Source organism: Serratia sp. 2880STDY5682894, from assembly GCF_001537385.1.
In the GTDB taxonomy this organism is placed as follows: Bacteria; Pseudomonadota; Gammaproteobacteria; order Enterobacterales; family Enterobacteriaceae; genus Serratia; species Serratia nevei.
Genome location: NZ_FCJA01000008.1, coordinates 25,036 through 37,944, shown reverse-complemented (window position 1 = coordinate 37,944; position 12,909 = coordinate 25,036). Strand labels below are relative to the sequence as shown.

Here is a 12,909-nt window from a genome sequence, read left to right as displayed (position 1 = left end):
ATGTTGTCATTCAATCAGGTATCCGCCCATTACGGCAAAATTCAGGCGCTGCATCAGGTCAGTCTCACGATAAGCCAGGGCGAAATCGTGACGTTAATCGGCGCCAACGGCGCCGGTAAAACCACGCTGCTCGGCACCCTGTGCGGCGAGCCGCGCGCCAGCGAAGGCAGCATCGTCTTTCAGAACCAGGACATCACCCAGTGGCAAACCTCGCGCATCATGCGCGAAGCGGTGGCGATCGTGCCGGAAGGGCGGCGCGTCTTCTCGCGCATGACGGTGGAAGAAAACCTGGCGATGGGCGGCTTCTTCGCCGATCGCCGGCAGTATCAACAGCGCATCGAACGGGTGTTCACTCTGTTCCCGCGCCTGCTGGAACGCCGAAGCCAGCGTGCCGGCACCATGTCCGGCGGCGAGCAGCAGATGTTGGCCATCGGCCGCGCGCTGATGAGCCAGCCGAAGCTGCTGCTGCTCGACGAGCCCTCGCTCGGGCTGGCGCCGATCATCATCCAGCAGATTTTCGACATCATTCAGCAGCTGCGGGAAGAGGGCATGACCATCTTCCTGGTGGAACAAAACGCCAATCAGGCGCTGAAATTGGCGGACCGCGGTTATGTGCTGGAAAACGGCCGCGTGGTGTTGGAAGATACGGGGGCTGCATTGTTAGCCAACGAAGCAGTGAGGTCGGCGTATCTGGGCGGTTAATCCGCCCCCCTACGAATTAAAATAATCAGGTACGAGAAGAAGAAATGAAGACAGAAGGGTTACTCGCGCAGCGCATCGTTAACGTAAAAAGTTCGGCCATCCGTGAATTGCTTAAACACAGCAAGATGGAACACGTCATTTCGCTGGCGGGCGGCATCCCCTCTGATGCGCTGTTCGATTTCGAAGGATTGAGCATCGCCACCCAGCAGGCGATCACCGAACAGCCGAAAAGCGCGTTCCAGTATGGCCTGACCGAGGGCAGCCCGCTGCTGCGTGAGCGCATTTGCGCGCTGTGCGCCGAGCGCGGCGTCACCGCTGGCGCGGAAGAGGTGATGGTCACCGCCGGCTCGCAGCAGGCATTGGATTTGGTGATGCGCGCCATCGTCAACCCCGGCGACGTGTTCGTGGTGGAGCGCCCGACCTACCTGGCGGCGCTGCAAACGTTGGAGCTGGCGGAAGCCAACATCATGTCGGTCTCGTCCGACAGCGACGGCATGGTGGTGGAAGAGCTGGCCGAGCTGCTGAAAACCCAGCGCATCAAGGGCGTGTACGTGGTGCCGAACTTCGGCAACCCCAGCGGCATCACCCTGAGCGCCGCGCGCCGCGAACTGCTGGTGAAGCTGGCCGCCGAACATAACTTCCTGATCATCGAAGACGATCCGTACGGCGAGCTGCGTTTTACCGAAGAGCGCCACCCGACGCTGCATCAGGTGTCGCAGCGGGTGCTGGGCAACACCGACCACATCATCTATACCTCGACCTTCTCCAAGATCCTGGCGCCGGGCCTGCGGTTGGGCTGGGCGATCCTGCCGCCGTTCCTGCTGCATAAAGTGGCGATCATCAAGCAGGCGGCGGATCTGCACGCCAGCGCGCTGTCGCAGAGCATCGTCGAATGCTACCTCGGCCTGGGCCGCCTGCCGGCGCAGATCGACAAGATCCGCGCCGCCTACAAACAGAAGGGCGAGATCCTGGCCGGTTTGGTGGAGCAGGAGCTGGGCGACTACATCACCTTCGATAAGCCGAAGGGCGGCATGTTCCTGTGGGCGCGTTTCCGCCAGCCGTTCAACGCCACCGAATGGCTGAACGCTACCCTGCAGCAGGGCGTGGTGTTCGTGCCGGGGGAATACTTCTTCTCCGACAACCCGGATCGTTCGACCTTCCGCCTGTCGTTCGCCACCGCCACCGAACAGCAGATGCAGGAAGCGGTGGCGCGTCTGCGCCGTTCGCTGTAATCCTCGCGGCGGCGGAGCCCATGCCCGCCGCCGACATCAAACCGCCATCTTCACTTCACCTTGCCGTCATGTGGCTGTCATATAACGGTTATTTTTCTGTCATCCGCGCATGGCATGTTATCCCCCGTCATCTTTCGAGCCGCAGCGTTGTTGGCTGCCCGACTGCCCCCCTGTCACTTAGTTAGCTAAGCTCCAGGGTGCCAGCAGGTTGCCGCCTAGCTGCAACTCGAAAGCTATAGGGGGCACTCCCTCATCAAGAATTGATTCTTTTCGCTCACGCGCTTTTACACCAGCTTTTTTCAGGAGTTAGGCATGCTCACCTACGCTATTCGCAAAACCACGCTGTGCGTCGCGTTGACCCTGGCGGTCAGCACTCAGGCGCTGGCGGCGACCGAGATCCCGTTCTGGCATTCGATGGAAGGCGAACTGGGTAAGGAAGTGGATTCCCTGGCGGATCGCTTCAACCAGTCGCACAGCGACGTCAAGATTGTGCCGGTTTATAAAGGCAACTACGAACAGAGCCTGGCGGCGGGCATCGCCGCTTACCGCTCCGGCAAGGCGCCGGCGATCCTGCAGGTTTACGAGGTGGGCACCGCCACCATGATGGCCAGCAAGGCCATCAAACCGGTCTACGAAGTGTTTAAAGAGGCCGGCATCAACTTCGACGAGTCGGTGTTCGTGCCGACGGTAGCCGGCTATTACACCGACAACAAGAGCGGCCATCTGCTGTCTCAGCCGTTCAACAGCTCCACGCCGGTGCTGTACTACAACAAAGACGCCTTCAAGAAGGCCGGCCTGAACCCGGACCAGCCGCCGAAAACCTGGCAGGAGCTGGCGGCGGATACCGCCAAGCTGCGTGAGGCCGGCATGAAGTGCGGCTACGCCAGCGGCTGGCAGGGCTGGATCCAGCTGGAGAACTTCAGCGCCTGGCACGGCGTGCCGTTCGCCAGCGAAAACAACGGGTTCGGCGGCACCAACGCCAAGCTGGAGTTCAACAAGCCGCTGCAGGTCAAGCACATCGAGCTGCTGGAGGCGATGAACAAGAAGGGCGATTTCACCTACTTCGGCCGCAAAGACGAATCCACCGAGAAGTTTTATAACGGCGACTGCGCCATCACCACCGCTTCTTCCGGTTCGCTGGCGGACATCAAGCACTACGCCAAATTCAACTACGGCGTCGGCATGATGCCGTACGACGCCGACGCGAAAAACGCGCCGCAGAACGCCATCATCGGCGGGGCCAGCCTGTGGGTGATGAACGGCAAAGACGCCGCCACTTACAAGGGCGTGGCCGAGTTCCTGCAGTACCTGGCACAGCCGGAAATCGCCGCCGAATGGCACCAGAAGACCGGCTATCTGCCGATCACCACCGCGGCTTACGATCTGACCAAGCAGCAGGGCTTCTACGACAAGAACCCGGGTGCTGACGTCGCCACTCGCCAGATGCTGAACAAGCCGCCGTTGCCGTTCACCAAGGGCCTGCGCCTGGGCAACATGCCGCAGATCCGCAGCGTGGTGGATGAGGAGCTGGAAGGCGTGTGGACCGGCAAGAAAACGCCTCAGCAGGCGTTGGACGCCGCCGTGCAGCGCGGTGACGTGCTGCTGCGGCGTTTCGAAGCATCGACCAAGTAACCCTGCGTCGCGGGCCCGTCCGATCGGGCTCGCGTCTTCACGCCGATCCTTCCGTACCCGATTAATGGTTTAACTGCTATGTCATCTTCCCGTCCCGGTTTCGGCTGCAGCTGGTTGCCCTATGCGTTGGTGCTGCCGCAGCTGCTGATTACCGCCGTCTTCTTTTTATGGCCCGCCGGCGAGGCGCTGTGGTATTCGGTGCAGAGCCTCGATCCGTTCGGCCTGTCCAGCCAGTTTGTCGGGCTGGATAACTTTAAGCAGCTGTTTCAGGATCCTTACTATCTCGATTCGTTCTACACCACGCTGATCTTCAGCTTCCTGGTGGCGGGCATCGGGCTGGCGGTGTCGCTGTTCTTCGCCGCGCTGGTGGACTACGTGCTGCGCGGCAGCCGCCTCTATCGCACGCTGATGATCCTGCCCTATGCGGTGGCGCCGGCGGTGGCGGCGGTGCTGTGGATCTTTCTGTTCAACCCCGGCCTGGGGTTGATCACCCATTTCCTCAACGGGCTGGGCTATAACTGGAACCATGCGCAAAACAGCGGCCAGGCGATGTTCCTGGTGGTGCTGGCCTCGGTGTGGCAGCAGATAAGCTATAACTTCCTGTTTTTCCTCGCGGCGCTGCAGTCGATTCCGCGCTCGCTGGTGGAGGCGGCGGCCATCGACGGCGCCGGCCCGGTGCGGCGTTTCTTCCATCTGGTGCTGCCGCTGATCGCGCCGGTGAGCTTCTTCCTGCTGGTGGTCAATCTGGTGTACGCCTTCTTCGATACCTTCCCGGTGATCGACGCCGCCACCGGCGGCGGGCCGGTGCAGTCCACCACCACGTTGATCTACAAGATCTACCGCGAGGGCTTCGCCGGATTGGATCTCTCCAGCTCTGCCGCGCAGTCGGTGATCCTGATGCTGCTGGTGATCGGCCTGACGGTGATCCAGTTCCGCTTTGTTGAACGTAAGGTGCGCTATCAATGATTGAGAATCGACGCGGGCTGGATATCTTCAGCCATGTGATGCTGATTATCGGCGTGCTGGTGGTGCTGTTCCCGCTGTACGTGGCCTTTGTCGCCGCCACGCTGGACGACAAGCAGGTGTTCCAGGTGCCGATGACGCTGGTGCCAGGCGGCCACCTGTGGGAGAACATCCGCAATATCTGGCAGGGCGGCGTGGGCAACCTCAAGGTGCCGTTCTCGCTGCTGCTGCTGAACAGCGTGATCATGGCGCTGGCGATCACCTTCGGCAAAATTGCGGTGTCGGTGCTGTCGGCTTACGCCATCGTGTACTTCCGCTTTCCGCTGCGAAGCCTGTTCTTCTGGCTGATTTTCCTCACCCTAATGCTGCCGGTGGAGGTGCGTATTTTCCCGACGGTGGAGGTGATCTCCAACCTCAACCTGCTGGACAGCTACACCGGCCTGACGTTGCCGCTGATGGCCTCGGCCACCGCGACCTTCCTGCTGCGCCAGTTCTTCATGACGCTGCCGGATGAGCTGCTGGAGGCGGCGCGCATCGACGGCGCCGGGCCGATGCGTTTCTTCTGGGACATCGTGCTGCCGCTGTCGAAAACCAATCTGGCGGCGCTGTTCGTCATCACCTTTATCTACGGCTGGAACCAATACCTGTGGCCGATCCTGATCACCAGCGACGCCTCGATGGGCACCGCGGTGGCGGGCATCAAGAGCATGATCTCCACTTCCGGCGCGCCGACCCAGTGGAACCAGGTGATGGCGGCGATGATTCTGACTTTATTGCCACCGCTGGCGGTGGTGCTTCTGATGCAGCGCTGGTTTGTGCGCGGTCTGGTTGATAGCGAGAAATAACGACGATGGCAGGATTAAAACTACAGGCGGTCACCAAGTCTTACGACGGTAAAACGCCGGTGATCAAACAGATCGACCTCGATGTGGCGGACGGCGAATTCATCGTGATGGTCGGCCCGTCCGGCTGCGGCAAATCCACGCTGCTGCGAATGGTGGCCGGGCTGGAACGCACCACCAGCGGCGATATCTATATCGATACCCGGCGCGTGACCGATCTGGAGCCCAAGGATCGCGGCATCGCGATGGTGTTCCAGAACTACGCGCTCTATCCGCATATGAGCGTGTACGACAACATGGCCTACGGCCTCAAGATCCGCGGTTTCGGCAAGGATCATATCCGCCAGCGGGTGGAGGAGGCGGCGCGCATCCTGGAGCTGGAGCCGCTGCTCAAACGCAAACCGCGCGAGCTTTCCGGCGGCCAGCGCCAGCGCGTGGCGATGGGGCGCGCCATTGTGCGCGAACCGGCGGTATTCCTGTTCGATGAGCCGCTGTCCAACCTGGACGCCAAACTGCGGGTGCAGATGCGCCTGGAGCTGCAACAGCTGCACCGCCGTCTGAAAACCACCAGCCTGTACGTGACGCACGATCAGGTGGAGGCGATGACGCTGGCGCAGCGGGTCATCGTAATGAACAAGGGCGTGGCGGAACAGATCGGCACCCCGAGCGAAGTGTACCAACGGCCGGCTTCGCTGTTTGTCGCGGGCTTTATCGGATCGCCAGCGATGAACCTCTTGCCCGGCACCCTCAGCGCCGACGGCGGCCAGCTGCTGCTGGCGGACGGCATGGCGCTGCCGTTGCCGGCGGCCAAACCGCAGTGGGCGGGGCGGCAGTTGACGTTGGGCATTCGGCCGGAGCATATTCAACTGGTGGCGCAAGGCCAGGGCGTGCCGCTGCAGCTGCAGACGCTGGAACTGCTGGGGGCCGACAATCTGGCGCACGGCCAGTGGGGCGGCCACGGGGTGATCGCGCGGCTGTCGCACGAAACCTTGCCGGCGGCGGGCTGTACGCTATATTTGCAGCTGCCTGCTCAGGCGCTGCACTTCTTTGACACCCATAGCGGATTACGGATGGATTGATGACTAGACCCTGGCCTTACCCTCATATCGTCGCCCACCGCGGCGGCGGTTCTCTGGCGCCGGAAAACACCCTGGCGGCGATCGACGTCGGCGCGCGCCACGGCCACAAGATGATCGAGTTCGATGCCAAGCTGGCGCAGGACGGGCAAATTTTCCTGCTGCACGACGACACGCTGGATCGCACCAGCAACGGTTGGGGCGTGGCGGGCGAGCTGCCGTGGGACAAACTGGTGCAGCTGGACGCCGGCAACTGGTACAGCTCGGCCTTCAAGGGCGAGCGGCTGCCGCTGTTGTCGGAGGTGGCGGAACGCTGCCAGGAACACGGCCTGATGGCCAATATCGAGATCAAGCCGACCACCGGCAGCGACGATGAAACCGGCCGGGTGGTGGCGCTGGCGGCGCGGCTGCTGTGGCAAGGGCAGACCGATCCGCTGCTTTCCTCCTTCTCGGTAGAAGCGCTGGCGGCGGCGCAGCGCACCGTGCCGGATTTGCCGCGCGGCCTGCTGCTCGAGGACTGGGACGACAACTGGCGCGAGCTGACCGAACGCCTGGACTGCGTCTCGCTGCATATCGATCACAAAGCGCTGACCGCCGAGCGGGTAAAAGCGTTGAAAGACGCCGGGCTGCGCATTCTGGTGTACACCGTCAACCAACCGGATCGCGCGCGCCTGCTGCTCGACTGGGGCGTTGACTGCATTTGCACCGACCGGATAGATTTGATCGGCCCGGATTTTTAATCCGGCACCGATGAATCCCGCGACGACAAGCCTTGCCGCCGCACCACCGGAAGGAATGCGATGCCTGGCTTTATCCTGTCACTGTGGCACCAGATCGTGCTGTCTTTACCGCTGTTCGTCCTGATTGCGTTGGGTTATGGGCTGATTCGCTGGGGGAAATGGCCTGCCAGCATCACCGATGGCCTGACGCGCTTCGTGTTTTCCCTCGCCTTGCCCGCCATGCTGTTTCGCATGATGTGCGACTTCTCGCAGCGCCCGGCGGTCGACGCCCGGCTGCTGATCGCGTTCTTCGGCAGTTGCCTGATCGTGTTCGTGCTTGGCCGCCTCGTCGCCCGGCATCTCTTCCGGCTGGATGGCGTCGCCGGATCGGTGTTTGCGCTGGGCGGTATTTTCTCCAATAACGTGATGCTCGGCTTGCCGATCGCCGGCGTGATGCTGGGGGAGGCGGCGATCCCGTCGGTGGCGCTGGTGCTGGTATTCAACGGCCTGATCCTGTGGACGCTGGTGACGGTGTCGATCGAATGGGCGCGCAACGGTTCGCCGACGCTGAGCGGTTTTGTTAAAACCGCGCGTAGCGTGCTGACCAATCCGCTGATCGTCGGCATCTTGTCCGGCACCCTGTTCAGCCTGACCGGCCTGCCGCTGCCGGCCTTCGTCGATCGGCCGGTCAGCATGCTCGGCCAGGTGGCGGCGCCGCTGTCGCTGGTGGTGCTGGGCATGGGGCTTGCCGAGTACCGCATCAGCGAAGGCTGGCAGCTGAGCAGCGCCATCTGCGTGCTGAAGTTGCTGGTACAACCGTTAGTGATTTGGCTGCTGGCCTGGATGATGGATCTGCCGCCGATGGAAACCCGCGTTGTGGTGCTGCTGGGGTCGATGGCGGTGGGGGTGAACGTCTACCTGATGTCGCGCCAGTTCAATACGCTCACCGGCCCGGCCGCCACCAGCCTGGTGATGTCCACCGTGCTGGCGGCGATCACCACGCCGCTGATCCTCACCGTTATGGGCGTGCGGGCGTAGCCGGCATCGGTGCCTGCGGCACCGCTGGCGCGGTGCGATTGAACGGATCGCGCGGCTGATTGCCATTAGGCAGCAGTTGCCCGCCGTTCGGCGTGGTTTGCATCAGCTGTTGCCGCTGATTGTCGAACTGCCGCTGTTGCTGCAGGCGGCGTTGGTCCATTTGCCGATTGTTCAACAGGCGCTGTTGCTGGGCCTGCTGGCTGCTTTGGTTGAGAAACTGCTGCTGTGAACGCAGATCGGTTACGCCGTTGGCCGCCGCAGCCAGGCCGGGCAGCCACAGCAGGGCGAACAGGATGTGAGAAGTTTTCATGATGGTTACCTCGCCTTTTTATTAAGCCTAACCCAGCGGTGAAATTTTGCCGGTAGTTTATCTTTTGTTCGGATGTAAACCGCCTTTTCACCAACGCGGTGCGCATCTTCCGTTACAATCGCCCTTTCGGTCTTTTTAGGGTGAACCCATCGTGCTGCTTTTGGTTATAACCACCATTCTGTGGGCATTTTCTTTCAGCCTGATTGGCGAGTACCTGGCGGGCCACGTCGACAGCGGATTCTCGGCGCTGGTGCGCATCGGGCTGGCGGCGCTGGTGTTTCTGCCGTTTCTGCGTTGGCGCAACATCAAACTCAAGGTGATCCTGCTGTATATGCTGGTGGGCGCCTTCCAGTTGGGCATCATGTACCTGTTCAGCTTCCGCGCCTATCTGTACCTGACGGTGCCGGAATTCCTGCTGTTCACCGTGCTGACGCCGCTGTACATCACGCTGATCTACGACTTGCTGAGCGGCCGACGCCTGCGTTGGGGCTATGTCTTCAGCGCGTTGCTGGCGGTGCTGGGCGCGGCGATTATCCGTTATCACCAGCTGAGTGAGCATTTCTGGTGGGGGCTGCTGTTGGTGCAGGCGGCGAATATCAGCTTCGCCATCGGCATGGTCGGCTATAAGCGCCTGATGGAAGTGCACCCCTTGCCGCAGCACACCGCATTTTCCTGGTTCTACCTGGGGGCGGCGGCGGTGGCGGTGGTGGCCTGGTTCTTGTGGGGCAATCCGCAGCAGCTGCCGACCACCAATCTGCAGTGGGGCGTGCTGATCTGGCTGGGCGTGGTGGCGTCGGGGTTGGGCTACTTCATGTGGAACTACGGCGCGACGCAGGTGGATGCCGGCACGCTCGGCATCATGAACAATATGCATGTGCCGGCCGGTTTGTTGGTCAACTTGGCCATCTGGCAACAGCAGCCGCATTGGCCGAGCTTTATCATCGGCGGGGCGGTGATCGTCGCTTCGCTGTGGGTGCATCGCCGCTGGGTGGCGCCGAAACAGCTCGGCTAAGCGGGCGGGCCACCCCGGCCGGGGGGGCCCGAAAGTTTATACGCCGGCCGCCAACGCTTTGGCGCCGGTCGCGCCGGGACGTGCGGCGTCGCGCACAAACGGCAGATGATCGCAGGCGTGCTGGCGGGCCGAGCGGATAAAGGCTTCGGTCACCGCCTGGCGCTGTTCACCGTCGCGCACGGCGGCATACAGGCGGCTCCACAGGCCGTCACCCAGGGTTTTGGTCACCACCAGACCCTGCTGTTCGAAACTCTCCACCACCCAGTGCGGCAGCGCCGCAATCCCCATTCGCGCCGATACCATCTGGATCAGCAGCAGCGTGTTATCGACGTTCTTCAACGCCGGGCTGACGCCCGCCGGCTGCAGAAAATGCCGCCAGATATCCAGCCGTTGGCGCTGCACCGGGTAAATCAACAGCGTTTCGTCACTCAAGTCTTCCGGTTCGATGTGCGGTCTGCCGGCCAGCGGATGATCCGGCGCCAGCACCAGGCGCACCTCGAAATCGAACATCGGCGAATAGTGCAGGCCGCTGCGCGGCAGAATATCCGACGTCATCACCAGATCCAGTTCACCCTGTTGCAAGGCCGGTTGCGGATCGAAAGTCACGCCGGAAGTGAAGTCCATCACCACCTGCGGGAAACGCCGGCGGAAGTTGTCCAGCGCCGGCGTCAGCCACTGAATGCAGCTGTGGCATTCGATGGCGATGCGCAGCGTGGTCTGATGCGGCTCGTGGCAGGCCTGCAGCGCCTGCTGGATCTGCGGCAGCACCTGCTCCGCCAGCTGCAGCAGGATCTCGCCCTGGGCGGTGAAGCGCAGGGGCTGGCTCTTGCGCACGAACAGCTTGAAGCCCAGACGTTGTTCAAGATCGCTGAACTGGTGCGACAGGGCAGACTGCGTCTGATGAAGTTGGGCCGCCGCCCCCGCCAGCGAACCGCTGTTGCGCAGGGCCTGCAGCGTCCGTAAATGTTTCAGTTCGATCATGAGAGTCCTTCACATTGACAGTGAATAAATTGCGCTTGTGGTTAATACAGTACCTGCTGATTATGGATGTGTAAACATCTGGACGGCTAAATGGGGAATATGACGATGGCAATTTTGAATCACACACTGGGTTTTCCTCGCGTTGGGCTACGACGTGAGCTGAAAAAAGCTCAGGAAAGCTACTGGGCCGGCAACTCAACGCAGGAAGAGCTGTTGGCGGTTGGCCGCGAGCTGCGCGCTCGTCATTGGCAGCAACAGCAGCAGGCCGGGGTGGATTTGGTGCCGGTCGGCGATTTCGCCTGGTACGATCATGTGTTGACCACCAGCCTGCTGCTGGGCAACGTGCCGGCGCGCCATCAGAATGCGGATGGTTCGATCGATCTGGACACGCTGTTTCGCATCGGCCGTGGCCGCGCACCGACCGGCGAGCCGGCGGCCGCGGCGGAAATGACCAAATGGTTCAACACCAACTATCACTACATGGTGCCCGAATTCCAGCAAGGCCAGCAGTTCAAGCTGGGCTGGACTCAGCTACTGGACGAAGTGGACGAAGCGCTGGCGCTCGGCCATCGCATCAAGCCGGTGCTGTTGGGCCCGGTGACCTATCTGTGGCTGGGTAAGGTGAAGGGCGAGCCGTTCGACCGCCTGTCGCTGCTGAAAGACATCCTGCCGGTTTACCAACAGGTGCTGGCCGAGCTGGCGAAACGCGGCGTCGAGTGGGTGCAAATTGATGAACCTGCGCTGGTGCTGGAGCTGCCGCAAGCCTGGCTGGATGCGTTCAAACCGGCTTACGACGCGCTGCAGGGGCAGGTGAAGCTGCTGCTGACCACGTATTTCGACAGCGTCGGCCACAACCTCGATATCGTCCGCACGCTGCCGGTGCAGGGGCTGCACGTCGATCTGGTCGCCGGCCATGACGATATTGCCGCGCTGAGCGCCGCACTGCCGAACGACTGGCTGCTGTCGCTGGGGGTCATCAACGGCCGCAACGTCTGGCGCGCCGATCTGAGCCGCTGGTTCGAACGTCTTCAGCCGCTGGTGGGCACCCGCCCACTGTGGATCGGCAGCTCCTGTTCACTGCTGCACAGCCCGATCGACCTGAGCGTGGAAAGCCGTCTGGACGAAGAAGTGAAAAGCTGGTTCGCCTTCGCGCTGCAAAAATGCGCCGAGCTGGCGCTGTTGAGCTCGGCGCTGAACGCGCCTGACGCGGCCAGGCAGGCTGAACTGGATGCCTACAGCGCACCGATCCGCGCCCGCCGTCAGTCGAGCCGCGTGCATAACCCACAGGTTGAGCGCCGGCTGGCCGCGATCACCGCGCAGGACAGCGAACGCCACAGCGCTTACGCCGAGCGCGCCAGGGCGCAGCGCGAGCGTTTCAACCTGCCGGCCTGGCCGACCACCACCATCGGTTCGTTCCCGCAGACCACCGAGATCCGCGGCCTGCGTCTGGACTTCAAACAGGGCCGTTTGGACGGCAACAACTACCGCACCAGCATCGGTGAGCACATCAAACAGGCGATCGTCGAGCAGGAGCGCCTCGGGCTGGACGTGCTGGTGCACGGTGAAGCCGAGCGTAACGACATGGTGGAGTATTTCGGCGAGAACCTGGACGGCTTCGTGTTTACCCAAAACGGCTGGGTGCAGAGCTACGGCTCCCGCTGCGTGAAGCCGCCGGTCATCATCGGCGACGTCAGCCGCCCGGAAGCCATCACCGTCGAATGGGCCAAATTCGCCCAGTCGCTGACCGACAAGCCGGTGAAAGGCATGTTGACCGGGCCGGTGACCATCCTGTGCTGGTCGTTCCCGCGTGAAGACGTGACCCGCGAAGTGATTGCCAAGCAGATTGCGCTGGCGCTGCGCGACGAGGTGGAAGATCTGGAAAAAGCCGGTATCGGCATCATCCAGATCGACGAACCCGCCCTGCGCGAAGGACTGCCGCTGCGCCAATCCGACTGGGCCGCGTACCTGAACTGGGCGGTGGACGCCTTCAAACTGAACGCCGCCGTGGCGCGGGACGACACCCAGATTCACACCCACATGTGTTACTGCGAGTTCAATGACATCATGGACTCCATCGCCGCGCTGGACGCCGATGTGATCACCATCGAGACCTCGCGTTCCGATATGGATCTGCTGGAAGCCTTCAAAGAGTTCGAATACCCGAACGAAATCGGGCCGGGCGTCTACGATATCCACTCGCCGAACGTGCCGAGCGTGGAATGGATTGAAGCGCTGCTGCGTAAAGCGGCGCAGAATATCCCGGCGGAACGCCTGTGGGTTAACCCGGATTGCGGCCTGAAAACCCGCGGCTGGCCGGAAACCCGGCAGTCGCTGGCCAACATGGTATTGGCGGCACAGCGTCTGCGCGAGCACGCGTGATGCCGTGCGGCGGATAAACCGCC

At 62.2% G+C, this 12,909-nt stretch carries 12 protein-coding genes; 10 read left to right on the top strand and 2 right to left on the bottom strand.

Going from position 1 to position 12,909, the window contains the following annotated elements; all coding sequences use genetic code 11:
- The 8 genes from livF (at position 1) to AWX27_RS17765 (ending at position 8,204) form a co-directional block, all read left to right on the top strand.
- A complete protein-coding gene (gene livF, locus AWX27_RS17800; protein WP_038874157.1) occupies positions 1–702 on the top strand; it encodes a high-affinity branched-chain amino acid ABC transporter ATP-binding protein LivF in 702 nt (233 codons plus the stop codon).
- 44 nt (positions 703–746) lie between these two features.
- Positions 747–1,934 (top strand): aminotransferase-like domain-containing protein, encoded by a 1,188-nt coding sequence (locus AWX27_RS17795; RefSeq protein ID WP_049202437.1) that lies wholly within the window; start codon positions 747–749, stop codon positions 1,932–1,934.
- A 312-nt stretch (positions 1,935–2,246) separates the two neighbouring features.
- Positions 2,247–3,566, top strand: a complete 1,320-nt coding sequence (ugpB, locus tag AWX27_RS17790) for a sn-glycerol-3-phosphate ABC transporter substrate-binding protein UgpB (RefSeq protein ID WP_049195230.1) — start codon at positions 2,247–2,249, stop codon at positions 3,564–3,566.
- 78 nt (positions 3,567–3,644) lie between these two features.
- A complete protein-coding gene (gene ugpA / locus AWX27_RS17785; RefSeq protein ID WP_015376293.1) occupies positions 3,645–4,532 on the top strand; it encodes a sn-glycerol-3-phosphate ABC transporter permease UgpA in 888 nt (295 codons plus the stop codon).
- The gene (ugpE, locus tag AWX27_RS17780; RefSeq protein ID WP_019455301.1) at positions 4,529–5,374 is read left to right on the top strand and encodes a sn-glycerol-3-phosphate ABC transporter permease UgpE; all 846 of its coding nucleotides are present in this window, start codon (positions 4,529–4,531) and stop codon (positions 5,372–5,374) included. The genes ugpA and ugpE overlap by 4 nt, the downstream gene beginning before the upstream one ends.
- A gap of 5 nt (positions 5,375–5,379) precedes the next feature.
- Positions 5,380–6,450, top strand: coding sequence for a sn-glycerol-3-phosphate import ATP-binding protein UgpC (locus AWX27_RS17775; RefSeq protein WP_060424153.1), 1,071 nt, complete (start codon positions 5,380–5,382; stop codon positions 6,448–6,450).
- Positions 6,450–7,187, top strand: a complete 738-nt coding sequence (gene ugpQ / locus AWX27_RS17770; RefSeq protein ID WP_047729384.1) for a glycerophosphodiester phosphodiesterase — start codon at positions 6,450–6,452, stop codon at positions 7,185–7,187. Before AWX27_RS17775 ends, ugpQ begins: the two co-directional genes overlap by 1 nt.
- A gap of 60 nt (positions 7,188–7,247) precedes the next feature.
- On the top strand, positions 7,248–8,204 hold the full coding sequence (locus AWX27_RS17765; protein WP_049202434.1) for an AEC family transporter: 957 nt from the start codon (positions 7,248–7,250) through the stop codon (positions 8,202–8,204).
- Here the strand turns inward: AWX27_RS17765 and AWX27_RS17760 are convergent.
- Positions 8,185–8,514, bottom strand: coding sequence for a hypothetical protein (locus AWX27_RS17760; protein WP_038874168.1), 330 nt, complete (start codon positions 8,512–8,514; stop codon positions 8,185–8,187). The two genes, AWX27_RS17765 and AWX27_RS17760, sit on opposite strands and share 20 nt — an antisense overlap.
- A 151-nt stretch (positions 8,515–8,665) precedes the next feature.
- On the opposite strand from AWX27_RS17760, the gene AWX27_RS17755 reads away from it, so the two are divergent.
- A complete protein-coding gene (locus tag AWX27_RS17755) occupies positions 8,666–9,526 on the top strand; it encodes a carboxylate/amino acid/amine transporter (RefSeq protein WP_048232416.1) in 861 nt (286 codons plus the stop codon).
- Positions 9,527–9,562: 36 nt separating this feature from the next.
- Here AWX27_RS17755 and metR read toward each other — a convergent pair whose 3' ends face one another.
- Positions 9,563–10,507 carry an HTH-type transcriptional regulator MetR gene (gene metR, locus AWX27_RS17750; RefSeq protein WP_038874173.1) on the bottom strand — a complete coding sequence of 315 codons (945 nt, stop codon included), beginning with the start codon at positions 10,505–10,507 and terminating at the stop codon, positions 9,563–9,565.
- Between the two features lie 90 nt (positions 10,508–10,597).
- Between metR and metE the strand changes: the two genes are divergently transcribed.
- On the top strand, positions 10,598–12,886 hold the full coding sequence (gene metE / locus AWX27_RS17745; RefSeq protein WP_072265470.1) for a 5-methyltetrahydropteroyltriglutamate--homocysteine S-methyltransferase: 2,289 nt from the start codon (positions 10,598–10,600) through the stop codon (positions 12,884–12,886).
- Positions 12,887–12,909 lie beyond the last annotated feature (23 nt).